22 protein-coding genes are annotated in these 21,898 nt (G+C 69.6%); 13 read left to right on the plus strand and 9 right to left on the minus strand.

Annotation, left to right across the window (positions count from 1 at the left end; genetic code table 11):
- Positions 1-3 precede the first annotated feature (3 nt).
- The 4 genes from ACQUQ0_RS03050 to ACQUQ0_RS03065 all read left to right on the plus strand — a co-directional run bounded on the left by ACQUQ0_RS03050 (position 4) and on the right by ACQUQ0_RS03065 (position 3,175).
- Complete coding sequence (locus tag ACQUQ0_RS03050; protein ID WP_435183098.1) at positions 4-1,194, plus strand: ABC transporter ATP-binding protein; 1,191 nt, start codon at positions 4-6, stop codon at positions 1,192-1,194.
- Positions 1,194-1,397 (plus strand): hypothetical protein, encoded by a 204-nt coding sequence (locus ACQUQ0_RS03055; protein WP_435183099.1) that lies wholly within the window; start codon positions 1,194-1,196, stop codon positions 1,395-1,397. The genes ACQUQ0_RS03050 and ACQUQ0_RS03055 overlap by 1 nt, the downstream gene beginning before the upstream one ends.
- Positions 1,397-2,332, plus strand: a complete 936-nt coding sequence (locus tag ACQUQ0_RS03060) for a PfkB family carbohydrate kinase (protein WP_435183101.1) — start codon at positions 1,397-1,399, stop codon at positions 2,330-2,332. The genes ACQUQ0_RS03055 and ACQUQ0_RS03060 overlap by 1 nt, the downstream gene beginning before the upstream one ends.
- 363 nt (positions 2,333-2,695) lie before the next feature.
- Positions 2,696-3,175, plus strand: coding sequence for a universal stress protein (locus ACQUQ0_RS03065; protein ID WP_435183102.1), 480 nt, complete (start codon positions 2,696-2,698; stop codon positions 3,173-3,175).
- Between the two features lie 188 nt (positions 3,176-3,363).
- Here ACQUQ0_RS03065 and ACQUQ0_RS03070 read toward each other — a convergent pair whose 3' ends face one another.
- Positions 3,364-4,857: a sodium:solute symporter family protein gene (locus ACQUQ0_RS03070; RefSeq protein ID WP_435183103.1), complete on the minus strand. Its 1,494-nt coding sequence runs from the start codon at positions 4,855-4,857 to the stop codon at positions 3,364-3,366.
- On the minus strand, positions 4,850-5,083 hold the full coding sequence (locus ACQUQ0_RS03075) for a DUF3311 domain-containing protein (RefSeq protein ID WP_435183104.1): 234 nt from the start codon (positions 5,081-5,083) through the stop codon (positions 4,850-4,852). The genes ACQUQ0_RS03070 and ACQUQ0_RS03075 overlap by 8 nt, the downstream gene beginning before the upstream one ends.
- 466 nt (positions 5,084-5,549) lie before the next feature.
- On the opposite strand from ACQUQ0_RS03075, the gene dnaG reads away from it, so the two are divergent.
- Positions 5,550-7,199, plus strand: a complete 1,650-nt coding sequence (dnaG, locus tag ACQUQ0_RS03080) for a DNA primase DnaG (protein WP_435183105.1) — start codon at positions 5,550-5,552, stop codon at positions 7,197-7,199.
- Between the two features lie 19 nt (positions 7,200-7,218).
- Here dnaG and ACQUQ0_RS03085 read toward each other — a convergent pair whose 3' ends face one another.
- Positions 7,219-7,713: a GNAT family N-acetyltransferase gene (locus tag ACQUQ0_RS03085; RefSeq protein ID WP_435183106.1), complete on the minus strand. Its 495-nt coding sequence runs from the start codon at positions 7,711-7,713 to the stop codon at positions 7,219-7,221.
- A gap of 2 nt (positions 7,714-7,715) precedes the next feature.
- Positions 7,716-9,020: a DUF92 domain-containing protein gene (locus ACQUQ0_RS03090; protein ID WP_435183107.1), complete on the minus strand. Its 1,305-nt coding sequence runs from the start codon at positions 9,018-9,020 to the stop codon at positions 7,716-7,718.
- 128 nt (positions 9,021-9,148) lie between these two features.
- Between ACQUQ0_RS03090 and ACQUQ0_RS03095 the strand changes: the two genes are divergently transcribed.
- Positions 9,149-9,757 carry an undecaprenyl diphosphate synthase family protein gene (locus tag ACQUQ0_RS03095; RefSeq protein ID WP_435183109.1) on the plus strand — a complete coding sequence of 203 codons (609 nt, stop codon included), beginning with the start codon at positions 9,149-9,151 and terminating at the stop codon, positions 9,755-9,757.
- Positions 9,758-9,820: 63 nt separating this feature from the next.
- On the opposite strand, the gene uppS is transcribed toward ACQUQ0_RS03095, so the two are convergent.
- Positions 9,821-10,768 (minus strand): polyprenyl diphosphate synthase, encoded by a 948-nt coding sequence (gene uppS, locus ACQUQ0_RS03100; RefSeq protein WP_435183111.1) that lies wholly within the window; start codon positions 10,766-10,768, stop codon positions 9,821-9,823.
- 128 nt (positions 10,769-10,896) lie between these two features.
- Here uppS and serS point away from each other — a divergent pair, with 128 nt between their 5' ends.
- The 3 genes from serS (at position 10,897) to ACQUQ0_RS03115 (ending at position 13,429) form a co-directional block, all read left to right on the plus strand.
- On the plus strand, positions 10,897-12,279 hold the full coding sequence (serS, locus tag ACQUQ0_RS03105; protein ID WP_435183113.1) for a serine--tRNA ligase: 1,383 nt from the start codon (positions 10,897-10,899) through the stop codon (positions 12,277-12,279).
- 110 nt (positions 12,280-12,389) lie between these two features.
- Complete coding sequence (locus tag ACQUQ0_RS03110; protein WP_435183114.1) at positions 12,390-12,692, plus strand: HalOD1 output domain-containing protein; 303 nt, start codon at positions 12,390-12,392, stop codon at positions 12,690-12,692.
- Positions 12,693-12,919: 227 nt separating this feature from the next.
- Positions 12,920-13,429 (plus strand): DUF367 family protein, encoded by a 510-nt coding sequence (locus ACQUQ0_RS03115; RefSeq protein WP_435183479.1) that lies wholly within the window; start codon positions 12,920-12,922, stop codon positions 13,427-13,429.
- A 30-nt stretch (positions 13,430-13,459) separates the two neighbouring features.
- On the opposite strand, the gene ACQUQ0_RS03120 is transcribed toward ACQUQ0_RS03115, so the two are convergent.
- Entirely contained in the window at positions 13,460-13,849 is a 390-nt protein-coding gene (locus ACQUQ0_RS03120; protein WP_435183116.1) for a DUF5518 domain-containing protein, read from the minus strand.
- A 119-nt stretch (positions 13,850-13,968) separates the two neighbouring features.
- Here ACQUQ0_RS03120 and ACQUQ0_RS03125 point away from each other — a divergent pair, with 119 nt between their 5' ends.
- Positions 13,969-14,943 carry an NOG1 family protein gene (locus tag ACQUQ0_RS03125; protein WP_435183118.1) on the plus strand — a complete coding sequence of 325 codons (975 nt, stop codon included), beginning with the start codon at positions 13,969-13,971 and terminating at the stop codon, positions 14,941-14,943.
- 31 nt (positions 14,944-14,974) lie between these two features.
- On the opposite strand, the gene ACQUQ0_RS03130 is transcribed toward ACQUQ0_RS03125, so the two are convergent.
- Entirely contained in the window at positions 14,975-15,715 is a 741-nt protein-coding gene (locus ACQUQ0_RS03130; RefSeq protein ID WP_435183120.1) for an SIMPL domain-containing protein, read from the minus strand.
- Positions 15,716-15,793: 78 nt separating this feature from the next.
- Positions 15,794-17,110 carry a TIGR00341 family protein gene (locus ACQUQ0_RS03135; RefSeq protein ID WP_435183122.1) on the minus strand — a complete coding sequence of 439 codons (1,317 nt, stop codon included), beginning with the start codon at positions 17,108-17,110 and terminating at the stop codon, positions 15,794-15,796.
- Positions 17,111-17,344: 234 nt separating this feature from the next.
- On the opposite strand from ACQUQ0_RS03135, the gene ACQUQ0_RS03140 reads away from it, so the two are divergent.
- The 3 genes from ACQUQ0_RS03140 to ACQUQ0_RS03150 all read left to right on the plus strand — a co-directional run bounded on the left by ACQUQ0_RS03140 (position 17,345) and on the right by ACQUQ0_RS03150 (position 20,484).
- Positions 17,345-18,046 (plus strand): rhomboid family intramembrane serine protease, encoded by a 702-nt coding sequence (locus ACQUQ0_RS03140; protein WP_435183123.1) that lies wholly within the window; start codon positions 17,345-17,347, stop codon positions 18,044-18,046.
- Positions 18,047-18,087: 41 nt separating this feature from the next.
- The gene (locus ACQUQ0_RS03145) at positions 18,088-20,163 is read left to right on the plus strand and encodes an ATP-binding protein (RefSeq protein ID WP_435183124.1); all 2,076 of its coding nucleotides are present in this window, start codon (positions 18,088-18,090) and stop codon (positions 20,161-20,163) included.
- 87 nt (positions 20,164-20,250) lie between these two features.
- Positions 20,251-20,484, plus strand: coding sequence for a DUF7385 family protein (locus tag ACQUQ0_RS03150; protein ID WP_372386544.1), 234 nt, complete (start codon positions 20,251-20,253; stop codon positions 20,482-20,484).
- Between the two features lie 53 nt (positions 20,485-20,537).
- Here the strand turns inward: ACQUQ0_RS03150 and ACQUQ0_RS03155 are convergent, their stop codons facing one another.
- Positions 20,538-21,875, minus strand: coding sequence for a ribonuclease catalytic domain-containing protein (locus ACQUQ0_RS03155; protein WP_435183125.1), 1,338 nt, complete (start codon positions 21,873-21,875; stop codon positions 20,538-20,540).
- Positions 21,876-21,898 lie beyond the last annotated feature (23 nt).

Raw genomic sequence — 21,898 nt, forward strand, 5'->3', positions numbered from 1 at the left:
ACTATGGCACGAGTACAACTCGAAGGCGTCACCAAGCGCTACGAAGACGTAACGGCGGTCGACGACATGAACCTCGACATCAACCACGGCGAGTTCGTCACGCTCGTCGGCCCGTCGGGGTGCGGCAAGTCGACGACGATGGAGACCATCTCGGGGCTGACGATGCCCACGGAGGGGACCGTCCGCATCGGCGACCGAGACGTGACGAACCTGCCGCCGAAGGACCGCGGGATCTCGATGGTCTTCCAGAACATCGCGCTGTTCCCGCACATGGACGTCTACGAGAACATCTCCTTCGGCCTCCGTCTCCGCAACTACGAGAAGGACGAGATCGACGAGCGCGTCGAGGAGGCGGCCGAGGTCGTCGAGCTCGAGGGGATGCTCGATCGGATGCCCGACGAGATGTCCGGCGGCCAGCGCCAGCGCGTCGCAATCGCGCGGGCGATCGTCCGCGACCCGGACGTCTTCCTGATGGACGAACCCCTGGCGAACCTGGACGCGAAGCTCCGCGTCCACATGCGGACGCAACTCCAGCGGCTCCACCGCGAACTCGACACGACGATCATCTACGTCACGCACAATCAGGCGGAGGCGATGACGATGTCCGATCGGATCGCGGTGCTGAACGCCGGTCAGCTCCAGCAAATCGCGCCCCCGCTGGAGTGCTACAACGAGCCGGCGAACCTCTTCGTGGCGACGTTCATCGGCTCACCGTCGATGAACACGATCGAAGGCGAGGTCACGAGCGACGGGTTCACCTCGAACTACGGGAACGTCACCGCCGACTTCGATCCGGCGGCGTTCGGGCTGAATCCCGGGCAGTCCGTCACGCTGGGCGTCAGACCGGAGGACGTCTACGTGACGGACCTCGTCGACGAGATCGCCCATCCGACGAAACCGATCGCGACTCGATCGGACGTCCTCGAACCGATGGGCGACGAGATCTTCGTCTACCTGGTGACCGAAGACATCGAAGAGACCGGCAGTATGGAGGAGGGCTCGGACCCCGGCGAGATCCTGATGAGCGTCGATCCCGACAGCGACATCCAGGAGGGCCAGGACCTCGATGTGGTCCTCGACCGCTCGAAGCTCCACCTCTTCGACGAGGACGGCGACGCAATCACGCACGGACTCGTCCAGACGCCGAGCGCCGGGGCCGCCGGCGGAACCGAGGAGGTCGAAGGGGACGACTGATGGTCGAGACAGCCGTCCTCGCGTACGTCGGCGCGGTGACGTTCCTGTTCTTCTTCTGGGCGTACGGCTTCGTCTCCTTCGCCCTGGACCTGAAGAACAAGATCGTCCCCGGCGTGCGACAGTACCTCCGCGGGCGGCGCAAACAGAGGGAAGACGAGCGCGAGCGCCGCGAGCGAGAGGAGCGCGAAGAGCAACTGTACTGATGGACTCGGAGGTCCTCGTCGCCGGCGAGACGCTCGTCGACTTCATCCCCGACGCCCCCGGGCCGCTCGCGGGCGTCGAGTCGTTCTCGCGGCGGCCGGGCGGCGCGCCGGCGAACGTCGCGGTCGGGCTAGCCCGCCTCGATCGGACGCCGTGGTTCTGCAGCGCGGTCGCGACAGACCCGTTCGGCGAGTTCCTCGCGTCGACGCTGGACGAGGAGGGGATCCCCGACCGGTTCGTCGTCCGCGACCCCGACCGACAGACAGCGCTCGCGTTCGTGTCCCACGGCACGGACGCGGACCGCGAGTTCACGTTCTACCGATCCGACACGGCGGACGTCCACCTGGACACGAGCGTCGTCGACGACGCGACCCTCGAGTCGGTCGAGGTCGTCGCCGTCGGCGGCGTGTCGCTCTCGGTCGAACCCGCCCGCTCGGCCACCTTCGACCTCGTCGAGCGCGCCCGCGCCCGCGGTTGTCTCGTCCTCTTCGATCCGAACTACCGTCCCGAGCTGTGGCACGACGATCCCGGTCCGGTCATCCGCCGGATGCTCGCCCGGACGGACGTGCTGAAGGTCAGCGACGAGGATCTCAGTGGGCCGGGACTCCCCTCCGACCCGTCGGGGCTGCTCGACGCCGTCGACGACGCCGTGTTCCTGACCGAGGGGGGTGCCGGGGCGCGCCTCCTCGCCGACGACGGGTCGCCGTGGGGGGCCGGCGAGTGGCGCCACGGGGGGTTCCGCGTCGACGACGTCGTCGACACGACGGGCGCGGGTGACGCGTTCACCGCGGGGATCATCGCCGGACTCGTCGACGGCGACGCCCCGGAGGATCTGCTTGCGTTCGCGAACGCCGTCGCCGCGGCCTCGACGACCAGCCGGGGGGCGGTGACGGCGCTCCCGGACCGGGACGCCGTGGCCCGGATCCGCGAGCGGTAGGTCCGGAGCCACTCGCCGCCGCCCTCCTTCCGCGGATGCGGCTCCCCACCGACGGGGCCGCCCGCGACACCGCTGATACTGATTACTCTCGTCTCGTACCGCCGGGCGCCGTCAACGGGGGTGGCACTCGGCGGTGCATAGTGAGAGTAGCAGTATGAGAGCCGCCCGGTCCGTTTCTGACACCTCTCGCGGTCGAAATAGTGTGCATGCCGCGACGAACCGACGTCGCCCGGGGGGCTCGATCCGCCGATCACCATCCCGTCGGCGGTTTCTCCTCCGCCGCCGAATGTACTAAATATTCACTCGAATCTAAGTAAATTTCTCGAAAGACTCAAGTACTCGGGGCGCGTTTCACTGAATGCAATGAGTATGAACACCGTCCTTCTAGCAATCGGATCGCGAGACGAAGAGCGAATCGAAGAACTCGTCGACACAGCGGCGTCGATCGTCGGCCCCGACGGGAACGTCGTACTGCTTCACGTCTTCGACCGGGACCAGTACGACACGATCGAGGCCCATTTGCAGATCGACGAGAACGCGGAGATCTCCCCCGACGACATCTCAGAGCGGTCGCTGATCGTCAGCGAGGCCGCGAGCCGCCTCGAGGCGGCCGGCGTCGAGTACACCGTCCGCGGCGCGCTCGGCGACGTGGCCGACGCCATCCTCCGGCGCTCGGACTCCGAGGACGCCGACCTCGTCGTCGTGGGCGGCCGCAGCCGCTCGGCCACGGGGAAGGCGCTGTTCGGTTCGACCGCGCAGAAAGTGCTGCTCGAATCGGCGGTTCCGGTGACGTTCGTGAAAGAGCGGTCAGCGAAACAGCAGACGGCGGCCGTTCCCGCGTAATTCCATCTCTCGATCTCCGGTTTTCGGCTCTCTTCTCGCGGTGTTCCCCGAGTTCGGTTTCGGGGGCGCTCGGTCGCCGCTCGACCGCCGACGGGTGAGACCCGCTCGTACCGACTGCTCGTCTGCTGTCCCGTCGATCACCGTCCCACGTTTGCGGTGACCGCCGGGGAGCGACGACCGTACCGGCTTCAGTCAGCCCCGACGGCGAACGTCTCCGCCCGCTCGTCGGCGTCGGCGGTCGTGAGCAGCGACCCGCCGACGGTGAGCACGAGCGACAGCGCCATCCCGTAGAGCGCGAAGTCCCAGGTGAAGTACGTCGTGCCGAAGACCGTCACGCCGCCGACGGTGACGGCGGGCAGGAACACGTGCAGGAGGTAGAAGATCTGCGAGCCGACGATCCCCGCGAACATCCCCTGCCGGGTCGTCTTCGGCCAGTAGAGCGCGACCAGCACCGGGAGCGCCAGCTGGGCGTAGCCGCCGAAGGCGGTGTCGCCGACGGTGATCAGCGTGCCGGGGCGGAACAGGCTGACCGCGAATGTCCCGACCGCGAAGGCGACGACGCCGACCCGGGCGATCCACGCCTCGCGCTCGTCGGTGGCCTCGGGATTCACGAAGGGCCGATAGAGGTCCCGCGTCAGGTACGACGACCCCGACAGCAGCATCGAGTCCGACGAGGACATCATCGCCGCCATCGCGCCCGCGATCACGAGCGCCGCGAACCACGCGGGGGTGTACTCGTTCAGGAGGAGCGGGATCACGTTCGCGCCCTCCGGCACCGCGACGCCTAGCCCCGCGGCCCACGACCCGAGCAGGAAGGCGGGGACGAAGAGCAGGACGACGAGCACGGGCCACAGCGCGAACGACCGCTTCAGGACGCCGACGTCCTTCGCGACGAAGAATCGCTGATTGATCTGCGGGAACATCGTGACCCCGAACGCGATCGTCACCGCCGTCGAGATCATCCACTGCGGCGAGTAGAGGCCGCCGCCGAGCGCTAGGAACTCGGGCTTCGACTCGGCCATCGACGCCGAGACCGATTCGAGCCCGCCGGCGCTGGAGAGCACCCAGACGACGGCGAGCCAGACGATCCCGAGCATGAAGAGCCCCTGGATCGTGTCGGTCCAGGCGACGCCGCGGAGGCCCGCGGCGACGACGTAGACGATCATGAACAGCGTGATGGCCGCGGCGCCGACCCAGTAGGGGACCGCGCCGTTCGTGAGGCCGACGATGGCCTCGCCCGCGCCCATCTGCTGGAGCATCACGTACGGGAACAGCCAGAACAGCGAGACGCCCGCCACGAGCGCCCGGAGGCGCCGGGAGCCGAAGCGGTCGCCGAGCATCTCGCCCAGCGTGACGTAGCCGCGGACCTTCCCGATCAGCCACTGGCGGTAGCCGATCAGGTACCAGAGGATCGCGAAGATGATCCCGTCCATCAGCCCCATCACGAGGATCCACTCCGGCCCGGCCCGGTAGGCGAGGGTGGGGCCGCCGAAGAAGGTGAACGCCGACAGCAGCGTCGCGAACGTCGTAAAGAGCAGCACCAGGGTTCCGATCGACCGACTCGCCAGGTAGTAGTCCTCCGCGTCGCGGCCGGTGAGCCGGTAGGCGACCAGCCCGACCGCGAGCGCCACGAGGAGGTACGCGCCGACGACGCCCAACTGGACGGCGAGCGACTCAGCCATCGAAGCCCACCTCCTCGGGGTCGACGTCCATCCCGCGGTCCCACGCGCCGCGCGTGAAGAGCCAGAACGCGACCGACGCGAGCGCCATCCACCCGACGTGCCACCACAGCCACGCGGGCAGCCCCTGCCAGGTCGCCGCGTCCCGCCAGAGGAACCACGGAATCGCGAACGTCACGAGTACAGCGAAGACCCCGATCCAAAGATAATCGGTCTTCTTTCGCGTCATCGAATCTCTCTCATCGCTCGGTACACGTAAAAATTGTCTTTCGAAGTTCGAAGACAACTACCGAAGAGAATTTTTCTTCGATAAGGGCGAGCGGTAGTGATCGATGATACAGATCGCGATCGATGGACTGTCGTCTCACCGTTCTGATGCGCCCGCGGCGACGATCCGGACGAAAAACTGTTACTTATTCGAGTGGTCGTCGTCGTGCGGTCCGGGCGGCGGCCTGAGGCCACACCCGCCATCCCGGACCGGAATTTCATGCCCGTCTTCGCCGGCCTGACGTCGTTCTGCACTCGCCGCCGCCTTCCGGCGCCGTGCGGCCCGCGTCGGCGACGACCGCGCGATTATCATATTCTGTCTCCGACACGATAGTTATTTGCCGCGAGCGTCCCATATATAACGACGTCATCGGGCTTCCCATGACGCGCACATCACCATCACGCCGCCCTCACGGGGGGACTCACCAATGGAAGACACCGAAAAATATCTCATTCACGCAGCGATCACCGCGAACGGGGTCGTCGAGCGCTCCGATGTCGTCGGGGCCATCTTCGGCCAGACCGAGGGGCTCCTCGGCGACGACCTGGACCTCCGGGACCTCCAGCAGTCCTCGAAGGTCGGACGCATCGACGTCGAGATCGACTCCCAGAACGGCCAGTCGTTCGGGACGATCACCATCGCCAGCAGCCTCGACCGGGTCAAGACCGCGATTCTCGCGGCCTCCTTGGAGACGATTACCCGCGTCGGGCCCTGCCGGGCCACCGTCGAGGTAACCGAGATCGAGGACGTCCGCGAGGCCAAGCGCCGCGAGGTCGTCGAGCGCGCGAAGGAACTCCTCTCGGAGTCGTTCGACGAGAGCGTGATGTCCTCGAACGAGATCCTCGAAGAGGTCAAAGAGAGCGTCCGAATCGAGGACATCGGCGAGTACGAGGGCCTGCCCGCCGGCCCGAACGTCGCCGACTCCGACGCCGTCGTCGTCGTCGAGGGGCGCGCGGACGTCCTGACGCTCCTGGGCTACGGCATCAAGAACGCCGTCGCCGTCGAGGGGACGAACGTCCCCGAGGCGGTCGCGGAGCTGACCCAAGAGCGCACGACGACGGCCTTCTTCGACGGCGACCGCGGCGGCGAACTCATCCTGCGGGAGCTCTCGCAGGTGGGCGACGTCGACTACGTGGCGTTCGCGCCCGCGGGCCGCTCGGTCGAGGACCTCAAGCGCCACGAGGTGTTCGCGGCGCTCCGCGACAAGGTCCCGATGGACTCCTTCGAGTTCGAGGCCGCGGCCGAGGAGGACCTCGATGCGGACGCGGACACGGGCACGGACGGGGACGAGAACGGGGACGCGGAGGCGACCGCGGAGGACGCCTCCGCGGACCCTCCCAGGGGGCCGCCGACGACTGAGTCGGCGTCGGCGGCCCCGGACGCCGAGCACACGCCCGCGCCGCCGCCGCCGGAGGCCGACCCCGCGGATCTCGTGTTCGACGCCGACTCCGATCCCGAGGCGTCGGACCTGAACGGGGCGTCGGCGACGGGCGGACCGGACGGTGCCGAAGCCGACTCCGCGGCCGAACCGGCGGCCGAGTCGGCGTCGAAATCGGCGCCGGAATCGGACTCCGAGCCGGAGGCCGAATCGGGATCCGGAGCGGAAACCGCGGCCGACACCGACCCCGCCGACGCGACCGCGAGCGACGACGCCGACGAACGCACCGAAGGCTCCGAGAGCGACTCGTCGGTCGACGCTGACGGGGACGCGGCAGACTCGGAAGGAGCCGAGCAGGAGACGGACGGGACCGGGGACGAGACGCCCCGCCCGCAGTCGCTCGGCGACCACGTCCGCGAGGTCATCGACGGCGACACCGGCCGGATCCGGCTCCTCGACGACGACCTCGTCGCGACCGGCGAGTACCCCGTCGAGGAGGCCTTCGACGCGCTCTCGGAGGCCGAGCCGGCGCCCTACGCCGCCGTCGTCGACGGCGAGTTCACCCAGCGCCTCCTCGACGTCGCGGCCCAGCGCGGCGTCGACCACGCGGTCGCCGACTCGACCGGCGAGTTCGTGAAAAAGCCCGTCGGCGTCCGGCTGCTGACGGCGGACCAGCTGGCCCGGTCCGTCGCGAACTGACTCGCACTGAGTAACCGCATCAGGCGTCGTAGGCGTAGACGACCGCGTCGGCCCGTCCGTCGCCGCCCTCGTAGAACCGCGGCTGGTACGCGATCGGCCGGAAGCCGGCCGACTCGTAGAGCGATCGCGCCGGGTCGTTGTCGATCGCGACGAGCAGCGTCAAGCGCGTCCCCGGCGCCTGCCGGTCGACCGCCGCCTCGACGAGTGCGCGGCCGTAGCCCTCTCGGCGGTGATCGGGGTGGACGACCAGCTCCGCGAGGTGGGCGTCGTCGCCGCCGTCGCCGTCCGCGTCGCCGCGGCCGACCACGAGGACGTAGCCGACGGGCCGCCGCCCGTCGTCGGTCGCGTCCCCATTTCGGTCGACGCCGACCCGCTCACCGTCGGGGATCGCGACGAGGCAGGCGCCGACGGCGGCGAACGACGCGAGGAGGTCCGGCGACGGCGCGTCGAGTTCGGACTGGAGCGCCGCGAGCGTCGGGAGGTCCGCGGGCCGGGCGCGGCGGATCGTCGGCATCGCTACAACAGCGCCAGGGCGACGAGGCCGCTCACGACCGCGCCGACGAACGTCGCGGCGAAGTTCACCGCCTCGTTGCCGAACCGCGGCCCCTCGACGGTCGCGCCGAGGACGCTGTCGGCCGTCATCCCGACGACGCCGCCGAGGACGACGACGCCCGCGCCGGTCGGCGAGACGCCCGGCAGGAGCGCGAGCGCGACGGCGCCCACGACGAGCGCGCCGAGGAGCCCGAACACCTCGCCCTGCCAGGTCACGCCGCCGTCGGTCCCCGGCGGGACGGGCTCGAAGGTCGTGATGAGCCGCGGGCTGTCGTAGAGGCCGCCGATCTCCGAGGAGAGCGTGTCGCTGAGGGCGGCCGCCATCGACCCCGCGAAGGCGAACTGGAAGACCGCGCCCTCGACGGAAAGCGACTGGCTGCCGGCGAACAGGATCACACACAGGAGCGCGACGGCGGCGTTGCCGAGGACGTTGCCGGTGCCGCGCGCGCCCTCGTTCTCCTCGGCGATGCCGCGTCGCTTCTTCTCCTCGTACCGGTATTTCGTCGACAGCGACCCGACGCCGAAGAACGTGATGAGGACGGCGAACCACCCGAAGCCGCCGAAGACGATCACCAGGAGACCCAGGAGTACGCCCGAGAGCATCCCGGCGACGGAGGCCGCCCCGAGCGCGTAGGAGGCGTAGCCGAGCGCGACGGTGACCGCGAGCGCGGCGCCGACGGAGACGACGCCGACAGAGACGGCGAGCGCGTCGAACAGCCACAGCAACAGCCCCGTCGAGAGCATCACGAGCGGGTCGTCGCGCTCGAAGAGCATCTCCCGGAAGAGCGCGGCGACGAGCGCGCCCGCGACCGCGAGGAAGGCGAACCGGGGGACGGCGATCGACGTCGACGTCAGCGAGGAGACGGCCGCCTGGCCGGCGAACCCCGCGACGGCGCCGCCGACGCCGAACCCCGCGGCGCCCAGGAACGGCTCGTCGGAGGTCTCGGCCACCAGCCGCTTGCCGAGGTTCCCGTACGCGAGGACGAACACCGCCGCGACGTACAGGTCCGTCGGCAGGCCCAGTTCGGTGGCGAGGATCGCGAGGCCGGCCGCCGCGAGCGAGAAGCCGGCGAGGCCGTTCAGCCGACCCTCGCGGCGGTCCGCGGGCCGGGCGAAGAGGTCGAACAGCGGCCCGTCCGTGATCACGAACGCCGCGAGGACGGCGACGGCGGCGAACGGGACGAACGCCGCCCGGCCGAGCACCGGGGCGGCGACCGCGAGCGTCCCAACGAGGGCGAACCCGCCCGCTCGCCGAAGCGTCGGTTGCACGCTCCGGGATTCCGCCGACGCGCACTTAACGGTCCCGACATCGCGTGTCGCGGTTTCGGCACGGGAGGTCTCGGGCGCGCGCTCGCCGAACCCGGGAGCATTTACCCCTCGGCGGCGCACGCTCTGGCGTGGGACTGTACGATCGGTACCTCGCCCTCCGCTACCGGCTCCACGACGCCGATCCGCCGGCGCACGTCGCGGTCGTGATCACCGAGCGCGACCTCCTGGAGCAGGGCGCCTACGACACGCTCGCGGACTTCTTCGAGTGGGCCTTCGAGTACGGCGCCCGGCGCGTGACGGTCTCTGTCAGCGTCCTCGACGAGGCCGTCGTGCCGACGCTCGAACGCGAACTCCGGAGCGTGGAAGCGCCGCGGCCGGTCGACGTCCGCGCCCCCGGCGACACCGAGCGCGCCGACGCCCCGATCCGGATCAGCATCGGCCTCGGCGGCAAGCGGGAGTTCGCCGCGGCCGTCAGGCAGATCGCCGAGGCGGTCGAAGCCGGCGACCTGGCCCCCGACGACGTCGACGCCGACCGCATCGAAGAGCGGCTCGTCTTCGACGACGAGCCCGATCTGCTGATCAAGACCGGCGCCGAGCGGCTCTCGGACTTCCTGATCTGGCAGTCGGTCTACTCGGAGCTGTACTTCACGGACGTCAACTGGCGGGACTTCCGCCGCCGTGACTACCTCCGGGCGCTGCTTGACTACCAGGACCGACAGCGGCGGTTCGGCCGCTGACACCGTTCGATCGAGGCGACCGTGCGGTCGTCGGCCTCCCGAAGACCGCCGGACGGTCCGAAATCAGTCGGCCCGCTCGACGGACGGCGCGTCGGTGCCGTGCTGGCGCTCCAGTTCGGCCGAGACTTCCCGGGCCCCCGCGGACGGCAGTTGCGCGCGGAGCCGTCCGGCGACGGCTTTCGCGTCGGCGAGTTCGGTCTCCGCGACCGCGCGCAAAAGCGCGACGGCCCGCTCGGTCCGGGACTGGCGCCAGGACTCGGCGCGGGACTCGTAGGTCCGGAGCCCGCGCAGGAAGTCGATCTTCGAGAACTCCGGCCAGTAGGGCGCACAGAAGTAGACGGCGGCCTCGTTGCCGTTGGCGTGCCACGGCAGGAAGTTCGAGGTCCGCTCGTCGCCGCCGGTCCGGACGATCAGGTCCACGGCGCGGGTGGTGTGGCGCGCCAGCCGGTCCTCGACGGCGTCGGTGTCGACGTCTTCGGGATCGAGCTCGCCCGCGTCCACCTCCCGTGCGATCTCCCGTGCGGCGCCCAGGAGCTCGGAGCGACCGCCGTACGCGAGGGCGATGTTGAGCCGGAGCGCGTCGTACTCGGCGGTCCGGGACTCGGCGTACTCGACGGCCTCCCGGACGCGGTCGGGGAGCCGCTCGACGTCGCCGATCGCGCCGATCCGGACGCCGTTCTCGTGGACGCGGTCGGCGTCGGCGAACTCGTAGAGCTTCGATTCGAGGAGGTCGAAGAGCGGTTCGAGCTCCTCCTCGGGGCGGTTGAAGTTCTCCGTCGAGAAGGCATACAGCGTCAGCTCTTCGATCCCCAGTTCGTCGCACCACTCCAGCACCTGCTCTGTCGTCTGTGCGCCCTCGCGGTGGCCCTCGGGCGCGTCGTCGCCCTGCTCGCGGGCGTAGCGTCGGTTCCCGTCCTGGATGATCGCGACGTGGGTCGGGGCCGCATCGAGCTGCCGCCGGAGCATCCGCTCGTAGGCGTCCCCGAACCGCCGCCGAATCCGATTCGCCATACGCGAGTTCACGCTACTGACACCCAGTCCGCCATCGCGTATGTGTCTTTTCGTTGGCTCGTGTCGAACCCCGCGGTGTCGGCTCGCGGATGCGACACGGTTTTGCCGCATCCCGAAGAAGCGCGGGTATGATCGGGAGACAGTTCCTCCGCGAGAACCCCGAAGCGGTTCGCGCGGCCTTAGAGCACAAGGGCGTCGAGGACGTCGATCTCGACCGCGTGCTCGCCGTCGACGAGGAGTGGCGGGAGCTCAAACAGCGCGGCGACGACCTCCGCCACGAGCGCAACGAGATCTCCTCGAAGATCGGCGACCTGAAGGCCGAGGGCAAAGACGAGGAGGCCCAGGAAGCCATCGAGCGGTCCCAGGAGCTCAAAGCGGAGCTCGAAGACGTCGAGTCCCGCGCCGAGGAACTGGAGGCCGAACTGGAGGCCGCGCTCCTGGAGATCCCCCAGATCCCCGCCGACGAGGTCCCGATCGGCGAGGACGAGTCGGAGAACGTCGAGCGCCGCCGGGAGGGGTTCGGCGACCTCCGCGACCTCCCGAGCGAGGTCGTTCCCCACTACGACCTCGGCGAGGAGCTCGACATCCTGGACTTCCGGCGCGGCGCGAAGGTGACTGGCGGCGGCTTCTACTTCACGAAGGGCGACGGCGCGCGCCTCGAACACGCCCTAGTCCAGTTTATGCTGGACCTCCACCGCGAGCAGGGCTACGTCGACGTCTTCCCGCCGATCCCGGTGAACTCCCGATCGATGGTCGGCACCGGGCAGTTCCCGAAGTTCACCGAGGACGCCTACCGCCTCGGCGGCGCCAACGACGAGCCCTGGGACGACGACGACCTGTGGCTCTGCCCGACCGCGGAGGTCCCGGTGACGAACATGTACCGCGACGAGATCCTGCTGGACGACGACCTCCCGCTCAAGCTTCAGGCGTACACGCCGAACTTCCGGCGCGAGGCGGGCGAACACGGCACCGAGACCCGCGGGATCGTCCGCGTCCACCAGTTCAACAAGGTCGAGATGGTGAACTTCGTCCGGCCGGACGAGAGCGAAGACCGCTTCGAGGGCCTCGTCGACGAGGCCGAGGAGGTGCTCCGGCGGCTCGACCTCCCGTACCGGATCCTCGAGATGTGTACGGGCGACCTCGGCTTCACCCAGCGCAAGAAGTACGACATCGAGGTGTGGGCGCCGGCCGACGATATGGAGGGCGGCCCCGAGGAGGGCGGCCGCTGGCTCGAAGTCTCGTCGGTCTCGAACTTCGGCGCGTTCCAGGCGCGGCGCGCGGGCCTGCGGTACCGCCCCGAGCGGCACGAGTCCGCCGAGTACCTCCACACCCTGAACGGCTCGGGCCTCGCCATCCCGCGGGTGATGGTCGCGATCCTGGAGTACTATCAGAACGACGACGGAACCGTGACCGTGCCCGAGGCGCTCCGGCCGTATATGGGCGGCACCGAGGTCATCGAGGGCCACGAGCCGGTCGGCGAGGCCGCGGTCGGCGCCGGCGACCGGGACTGACGGGGCTGAGTCCCTGTAACGACCGATTAAACGCGATAATCGGGCTAATTCGGCGAAAACCGGAGCGACGGTCATCCCCCTTCTTATCGGTACGGTCAGTCCACTGACGTATGACAGAACGGACGGACCACCTCGCGGGCGGCGGCTCCTGGCACTGGAAGACCGTCGCCCACCACGACTTCGACGGCCCGGACGAACTCGATGCGACGATCCTCTCTGCGCTCGACGGCGAGGAGTCGCTGGACGGGCGGCAGCTGTACACCGACGTCGACACAGAGCCCGCAGAGCGGTTCCTCTCCTCCGTGCGAAACGACGACGCCAGCGTCGTCTTCTCGATGTCGAACAGGACGGTGCGCGTGTCGGCCGACGGCACCGTCGAGATCAGAACCGCCCGAGCGGGTATGCACTCCTGATAGTGTGTCCTCTCGTCTCTTATCGCCGAACGCCACCCTGGTGACGGCGTTCGGCGGAAAACAGTGAGAGTAATCACTATCACAGCCGCGTTTCGGGCGGGCGCGAGTGAGGAAGGCTTTTCGCGCTTCCGGCGCATACGACGACTGTGACCGCCGATCCCGACACCGCCGCGGACGAACGCGTCGCCGCCGACTCCGACGGGTCCGCGGCGGGGTTCAGCGGCTCGCTGCACGTCCGCTACGAGGGCGACGACGACCCCGAGAAGTGTACGGCGCGAAAGCTCGCCCGCTTCGATCTCGTCGAACTCCACCGATCGGACCGGGCGACCCCCTACGGCGTCGTGCTCAATCCCCACGCCGAGCGGGCGCTCTCGCCCGCGGACGCCGACACGGGCGCGGGAGCGGGGGCGCTCGTCGCGCTCGACTGCTCGTGGGAGTCGGCGGGCGAAGCGCGCTTTTCGCTCCCGGGCGAGCACCGCGCGCTGCCGTATCTCGTGGCGGCGAACCCCGTCAACTTCGGGCGCCCGATGCGGCTGACGACCGTCGAGGCGCTCGCCGCCGCGCTCGCCATCTTCGGGCGTCGCGACCGCGCGGAGGGACTGCTCTCGAAGTTCTCCTGGGGCCACACCTTCCTGGAACTGAACGACGAGCCGCTCCGCCGGTACGCCGACTGCGCGGACTCGGCGGCGGTCGTCGCCGTCCAGCAGGAGTACCTCGACCGCGGCGAGGACGGCTGACCGCTCGGGCGCGGCTGTCCGGCTGTCGGCTCAGTCGGCGACGACCCCGCCGATCGCGCCGCCGAGGGCGCTGTCGAGCGCGAAGAAGACGGTGACGACGATCCCGAGGACGAACGCGCCGAGTCCGCCGAGGATCCCGCCCAGCGGCCCTCCGAGCGGTCCACCGGCGAAGCCGATCGCGCCGCCGATCAACAGGCCGATCAGGCCGATCACGACCGAGACGACGATCCCCGAGATCGACCCCGCGAGCAGGCCGTTCCACGCGCCGTTGCCGATCCCGCCGCCGGCGAGATACCCGGCGGCGACGCCGCCGAAGAGCCCCGCGCTTAGCTGGCCGAGGGGCGCGATGGCGACCCCCACGATCGATCCGACGACGATCACCGCGAACCCGATCCCCACCGCGCGCCAGTCCGTCTCCATACCGCCGCCGACGGGCCGCGGGACTAAAACGGTCCGGGCCGACGCCTCCCGAATCGGCGATCCCGCGCGTGGCGGCCGAACGGACGCGCTTTTACCCCTCGGCCGAGTACGGGGCGGTAATGATTTTCGAGTCCCTTCCGACGACGCCCCGGTCGGAGGAGCTTCTTGACAAGGCGTTCTCGCGGGCGGCGCGCGCGGGGCGAGCGAAGTCCGGGCTGGAGGCCCAGCAGTCGATGTTGCAGACGGCCTCGTCGATCCTCTCGGACAACCTCGAAAACGTCGTGACCCAGTGGCCCGACTTCGGTACCGTCGACCCCTTCTACTACGAACTCGCGGACGCCATCGTCGACGTCGACGAGCTGCGACAGAGCCTCTCGGAGGTGACCTGGGCGAGCCGACAGATCAGCGAACTCCGACGCGAGTACCAGCCCAAGCTCCGGAACACGGACGCCGAGACGGCGCGGAAGCACCGCAAGCAGGCGTTCGCGCGGATGGCCGACGTCGTCGAGGAGGTCGCCGAGGACCTCCAGCGCATCGGCGAGGCCCGCGACTCGCTGAAGACGCTGCCCGACATCCGGCCGGACGAGCCCGCGATCGTCGTCGCCGGCTACCCGAACGTCGGCAAGTCCTCGTTCGTCAATCAGGTGACGCGGGCGCACAACGAGATCGCCCGCTACCCGTTCACGACCAAGAGCGTCCACGTGGGGCACTTCGAGCGCGACCGCATCCGGTACCAGATCATCGACACGCCGGGGCTGCTCGACCGCCCCGAGGAGGACAGAAACGACATCGAGCGCCAGGCCGTGAGCGCGCTCGAACACCTCGCGGACGCCGTGCTTTTTGTCGTCGACGCCAGCGAGGCCTGCGGCTATCCGCTCTCGGCCCAACTGGAACTGCGCGACGCAGTCGCGACGCGCTTCCGGGAGCGGGACGTGCCCGTCCTCACGATCAACAACAAGAGCGACCGCTCGACCGACGTCGACGCCGACTACCAGATGAGCGTCGAGGGCGGCGACGGAGTGGACGAGGTCCTCGACGCCGCGGTCGAAGCCGTCGCCTGGGAGCCGGACATCCCGCCGTCGCGACAGGAGTAGCGGGCGCCGCGAAAAACGCTTTTTCGACGGCCTACGCCGCGGTGTAGGTGACGTCGACCCGTGCGATCACCGTCACGGGACCGGCGTCGAACTGCGTCCCCGCCCCGCCGGTGTCGACCGCGACTCGGCTCTCGTAGACCGGGCCGTAATCGCCGCCCGCGGAGACGGACTGGACGCCCGTCACCGACAGCCCGGCCGCGGCGGCGACGACGTCGGCGTCGGCTCTGGCGTCCGCCATCGCGCGCTCCAGCGCCTGTGCGCGGAGTTCGGCGCGGGCCTCGTCGCTCAGCGTGAACGACACGCCGTACACCTCGCTGGCGCCGTTGCCGACGGCGGTGTCGACGACGCGTCCGGCCTCGGCGGGCGCGGTCTCGATCCGGTAGGCGTGGACTGCCTCGTAGCCCGTGACTCCGCCGCCGCTCCGCCCGTCGAGCGACTCGTACCGGGGCGAGAGCCTGTAGGAGACCGTCCGCACGTCGTCGTCCGCGATTCCGAGTTCGCGGAGCGCCTCACGCAACTGCGCCGCGTCCGCGGCGACCGAGCCCCGGGCCGCTTCGGCGGTCTCGGCGCGGGCGGTGACGGCGACCGTCACGACCGCGCGGTCGGGGTCGGCCGACGCGTCGCCGGTCCCGGCGGTCGAGATCGTGCGGTCCCCGGTCGTGTCAGCCGCGGCTGTTGCGGTTCCGTTGTCGGTCTGAAGCGGCGCGGCACAGCCTGCGAGCAGTACCAGCGCTGCGACGGCGATCGTGACGAACCCGAACCGGCGATTCATACCGCTCTAACGACGGTTCGGGTATTGAACGCGCGCTTAGCGCAAAGGCGGATTTGCGTCTTCGCCTCGGACCCGCGCCTACGCGGCGGCGTCGACGCCGACGTACCGGATCTGGACGCTGACGTCCGCGTGGCCGAACGGTCCGATAGGGTCCGGCGCGAGCGTCGCCACTCGGTCGCGGATGGCGCTCGCGACCGCCGGCGGATCTGTTCCGGGCGGGTATCCGACGGTGACGACGATCCGCTGCGGCGTCTGGAGCGGGAAGCCCTCGTAGACGACTTCCATATCCAACAGCGTCGCCTCCGGCGGCAGTTCGGCCTTGATCGCCGCGGTCGCCTCCTCCTCGAAGTCTGCGGTCCGGTAGGCGCTGTAGGTGAACGCACCGAGCAGCCCCGTCAGGAGGAGCAGCACCGCTCCGAGGGCGGCGATCCGCTTGAGCGTCGCCGCGCGCGCCTCCTCCTCGCGGAACCACAGCTTCGGCCGGTAGCCCAGCCGCCAGAGGACGACGAGCGCGACGAGGTTGATCGCGAGGATGTTCACGAGGACGAGCACCGCCGAGCCGACGACGGATTGCGGCGCGCCCCAGGCGATGCCGATCCCCACGACCGCGGTCGGCGGCACCAGGGCCGCGGCGATCATCACCCCGACGAGCGCTGAGGAGACGCCCGACGACAGCGAGACCGCGCCGGCGGCCCCCGCGCCGAGCGCGATCACGAGCGAGAGGACATCGGGCGCGAGCCGCTCTCGGATCTCGCCGATCGCGAAGACCTCCTCGGCGGTGAGCGGGACGACGTTCGTCACCCGGAGCAGGAACGCGAAGACGGCGGCGGCGCCGATCGCCAGGGCGCCGCCGAGCGCCTGGAGCTTGACCCCGCGAAGCACCAGCTCGCTGTCGTCGACGACGGTGCCGACGCTCGTGGCCATCGCCGGGCCGATGAGCGGGGCGATGACCATCGAGCCGACGACGACCGCGGGCGAGTCCAGCAGGAGCCCCGCGGTCGCGACGACGGCGCTCACGGCCGTCATCAGGACGTACGGCCGGACCGTCGGCGCCATCTCGTCGGCGCGGGCGACGAGCTCCTCGCGGGCGATCCGGTCGCCGTTGCCGGCCTCTTCCTCGTCGGTCTCGTAGCGCTCCTCCAGGGCCTCGAACTGCTCGGAGACGACGGTCTCGGCCTGCACGACGACGGTGTAGGCGTCCCGTTCGATCCCGACGCCCCGCAGGCGGTCGAGGACCGGCTCGACGGCGGCCGTCGGGAGCGGAAACGTCACCACGGCGGTGTAGTCGCGGCCGCTGGTCTCGTCGGAGACGGCGTAGTCGACCTCCTCGTCGTCGAGGACGTCGAGGACCGCCTCGCGCTTTCCGGTCGGGACCATCACCTGTACGAGTCGCACGTCGGTCGCTCACGCCGACGCGACAAGAATCCGGCGGGTCCGCGGGTGGGGGCGCGGCCGCTCCGCTCGGACGGTTGCGAACAGCCGACACCCGCCCTCGCCCGCGCCGCTGTGCCGGACACCCGCTGTTCGGCGCGGGGCTGATGCTACGTCACAGCGACCCTGGTCCCGGTTTCGGTGATAAACCCTCGCCGCCCAAGCACTCATACTCCCGCGGGCCGCACTATCGCGCCGATGCGACGCGTCTCGGTGTCGAATCTGCTCACGCCGTTCGAGAACGGCCTGCGACCGGTGGTGGCCCAGCACCGCGCGCTGTCGGCGCCGATCACGGACCTCCTCGTCGTGGCCGTCTGTGCGGTGTACGCCCTCCAGTCGTTCCAGACCGTCCTGTGGGACGCGCCGTCGGTCTTCGCGGCGACGAATTACGTCTACCTCCGGGCGCCGTGGCTCGCGTGGCCGCTGTCGCCGCTCCTGCACGGCGGCCTCACCCACGTCGTGCCGAACGCGCTCACGCTCTTTGCCTTCGGCCGCGTCGCGGAGGCGACGCTCGCGACGCGGCGGTTCGCGGTCCTCGTCGCGGTCTCGGCCGCCGGCTCGATCGCCGCGCTGGCGGGCTGGAGCCTGCTCTTCGGCTCCGACCCCACCATCGCCGTCTACGGGATCAGCGGCGTCGTCTTCGCGTCCGGCGGCTTCGCGGTCGCGTACTTCCCGCGTCGCCGCCGCGTAAGCGACCTCGAACTCCTCGCGACGCTGTTCGGCGCGTGTGCGGTCGCGCTCGTCGCCGCCGAACTCCTCGCGGCGGCGCTCCTCGGCACTCCCGGCGTCGCGAACGTCGGCCACGCCGCGGGCGTCCTCGTCGGCGTCGCGGTGGCCGCGCGAACGCCGGTTCGGGGGCGCGCCAATACCGACCGACGGGTGGAGGGCCCGGCGCCGTAGAATCAGTACATTCAATTTGCTACCGTCGCTGAGCCTCGGTAGTGAGGATCAAGCGCGCCTTCGTCCTGTCGGTCCTGCTGGTCGCGGTCGTGCTCGCGGGGGCCGTCTTCGTCGGCTTCCAGGAGTACAAGGGGACGCTCTACGCCCAGGAGCAGACGGAGGTCGAACGGTCGGCCGAGTTCGTCGGCTCGTCGCTCGACCAGCAGCTCGCCGCCCTGGAGCGGACGGTCGCGGTCGCGGCCGACAACCCCGACCTGGCGCGGCACGGGACCGCGGCCCAGCGCCGGGCGCTGGCGCGCTTTCGGAACCGCTCGAACTTCTCGGGCGCCTCGGTCATCGCCGCCAACGGCACGATGACGAACATCGTCTCGGACGTCTCCCCGGAGACGCGCCGCGAACTGATCGGCTCGGACTTCGGCGACCGGACGTACTTCCGGCGCGCGCTCGCCGGCGAGACGTACATCAGCGACCCCGTGGAGGCGGACTCGGGCAACTACATCATCACGGTCAGCACGCCGATCACCCGCGACGGCCGCGTCGTCGGCACGCTGAACGCCGCATTCCACCTCTCGGAGCACGCCTTCTTCTCGTCGTTCGCGTCGACGCTGGACGACGGACAGCAGCTGACGATGTACGCACAGCGCGGGGAGGTAATCTACGCGTCGAATCCGATCGAGACGGTCGGCTTCGCCCACAACGTCACGGTCTCACAGACGGGCTGGACGGTCAGCGTCCGCGAGAACCGGGCCGACGTCGAGTCGACGATCCGAACGGTGACGGTCCTCCAGGCCGCCTCGGTCGTGGCGGTGCTCGCGGTCCTGTTCGGGTTCGGGCTGTGGATCTACCGCTCGAACATCCAGCAGGTCGAGCGCCTCCTCGCGGGGTTCGAGGCGCTCGAAGCCGGACGCTACGGCTCCGAGATCAGTCTCGACGACGCCGAGGAGTGGCAGCAGATCGAGCGCAGCTTCAACCGCGTCAGCCGGGCGATCGAGCAGTCCCGCGACGAGAGCCGAGCGCGCGAGCGGGCGCTCAGACGCGAACGCGACCGCTTCGAGGCGCTGTTCGAGGGCGTCCCCGTGCCGATCGTCAACGTCGAACTCACGGACGACGGGACGTACCTCCGGGACGTCAACGCGGCCTTCGAGGAGACCTTCGGCTACGACGCCGAAGCGGTGATCGGACGGGACATCAACGACCTGATCGTCCCCGACGACGACGAGATCGGCGCCGAGGCCGCGCGGATCGACGAGCGGGCCGCAGAGGGCGAACAGCTCACCCGGGAGGTCCGCCGACGGACGGAAGACGGCGTCCGCGACTTCCTCTTCCGGTCGGCCCCGATCAACCCCGAGGGCAGCGTCTCGCGCCAGTTCGGCGTCTACATCGACATCACCGACCGCAAGGAGTACGAAAAGCGCCTCCGCAAGCAGCGCGACAACCTCGACGTCCTGAATCAGGTGGTCCGCCACGACATCCGCAACGACCTCCAACTCGTGACCGCCCACGCCGATTTCCTGGCGGAGTCCTTCCCCGACGCGGACGCGGAGACGGACGAGACGACCCGGCAGAACCGCCAGCACCTGGAGAAGATCCGCGAGAGCGCGAGCCACGCGGTCGAGCTCACGGAGACCGCCCGAAACATCGCCGACCTGCTCCTGACCGACGCCGACGAGCCGCGACCGGTGGATCTCCGGGCCGTCCTCTCCGGGGAGATCGAGAAACTGCGCTCGGCGACGACCGACGCCGCGGTCTCCGTCGAGGGGTCGCTCCCCGACGTCTCGGTGCGCGGCGACGACCTCCTCAGTTCGGTGTTCGGGAACCTCCTCTCGAACGCGGTCCAGCACAACGACGAGGACGTCGCCGAGGTGGTCGTCTCTGCGACCGTCGACGACGAGGACGCGGTCGCCCGGGTCCGCATCGCCGACAACGGGCCGGGCGTCCCCGACTCCCGAAAGGAAGCCATCTTCGGGAAGGGCGAAAAGGGGCTCGAAAGCAGCGGGACCGGCCTCGGGCTCTACCTCGTCCAGTCGCTCGTCGACGCCTACGGCGGCGCGGTGTGGGTCGAGGACAACGAGCCCGAGGGCGCGGTGTTCGTCGTCGAACTCCCGCTCGCGGAGTGAGTCGGGGGTCGCCGGCCGCTGGCGTCGGCGCCGCGGCGCCCGACGCGAGGAGTAGAATTATGATGGACCGCCTCGTTCGTGGGAACGATGGAAGACGAAGAGTACGAGGAGCTCACTTCGTCGCTGACGCCCCACGAGTCGGCCGGCGGGGTGACGACGTACCGGAACACCGTGGCCATCGCCTGTCCCGCCTGCGGCGAGCCGTTCGACGACCTGGTCATCTGCGAGGACGAGTACAACAGCCTCGAACTCAGTATGCTCTTGGACCTCTGTGTGACCACCCACGAGGACGAGGTCCTCCTCTTCACCCACAAACACTGAGCCGATCGGCAGTCACCGCCGCCCGGCGGTGAGGTGGCCGACGACGCGCCCGCTCACTCGTCCCGCAGGTCGATCCGCTCGGGCGGGAGGCCTTCCTCGTTGACGACGGCGCCGTCCTCGTCGACGGTGACGATCCCGCGGTTGTTGACCGCGTGGGGGTCGAGGCCGACCTCCTCCAGGAACTGCTTGTAGAGCCGCTCGGCCGTCTCGCCGTCCTTCTGGCGCTCGGAGGCGCGGTCGCACAGCTCCACGAGGTCCTCGGGAACGTCGTTCTCGTGGACGATCCAGTGGTTGATGAGGTCCGAGAGCCGCCGGATCGGCGAGGTGAAGTGCCCGTAGATGTCGAAGTTCAGGGCGTAGTGCCCGCCGAAGGGGTCGTTCATGTACTTCGCGCGGGGCATCACCTTCAGCACGGCGCGCTGGATCTTGTTCAGCGCCCGCTTTTCGGAGTTCTCCAGGGCGTCGTTGACGGCCTTCCGCGGGTCGTCCCAGTTGGCGCCGGAGATGTTGACGCCGTCGAGGTCGTTGATCTCTCTGAGCGCGTCGTCCCACTGATCGGGGGTCGGCTGGGGATGGACGCGGTACATCGCCTCGACGCCGCGGTTCCACATCAGCTCGTGGGTGACGGCCTTGTTGGCCTTCAGCATACACTCCTCGATGATCGTGTGGGCGCGGTCGCGGCTCGGATTCAACACGAGCGAGCCGTCCTCCTTGCGCTGTTCGTGGAGCTGGTCGGCGAGCTCGTAGACCAGGGCGTTCTCGTCGTGGAGCGGCGCCTCGGGGTCGTCGAGTCGGCGCTCGCACTGCGTGTAGGTCAGCCGCTCGTCGGAGTGGACGACCGACTTGTAGATGTCCACGTTCTCGAACGAGAGCGTCTCCTTGTCGATCTCCATCTCGACCGTGTGCGCGAGGCGATCCTCCTCGGGGACGAGCGAACAGACCGTCTCCGCGAGCACCGGCGGGAGCATGTGAATCGTGTAGCCGGGCAGATAGACCGTGTTGCCGCGCTCGACGGCCTCGGCCCACATCTCCGAGCCCGGGTGGACGTAGTGGGTGACGTCGGCGATGTGGACCCACAGCGTGTAGGTCTCCTCGCCCTCCTCGATGCTGAGCGCGTCGTCGAAGTCCTGGGCGTCGACGGGGTCGGTCGTCCAGGTCGTGAGGTCGCGGAGGTCCGTCCGCTCGTCGATCTCGTCTTCGATCTCCGCTTGGATGCCCTCGGTCCGCGCGCGCGCCTCCGAGCGGACCTCGGACGGGAACCGGTCCCGGATCTCGAACTCCTCGAAGAGCTCCTCGCGCTTTTCCTCTAACTGCCGGGCGACCTCGATAGAGACCTCGACGGGGCCTTGCCCCTCGGCCGTCCCGGCCTGCGACTGCGCGTCGTTCGACATAGCGGCCCCTACTCGGGAGAGGT

It is taken from the genome of Halobellus sp. EA9 (assembly GCF_051195055.1).
GTDB lineage: Archaea > Halobacteriota > Halobacteria > Halobacteriales > Haloferacaceae > Haloquadratum > Haloquadratum rubicundus.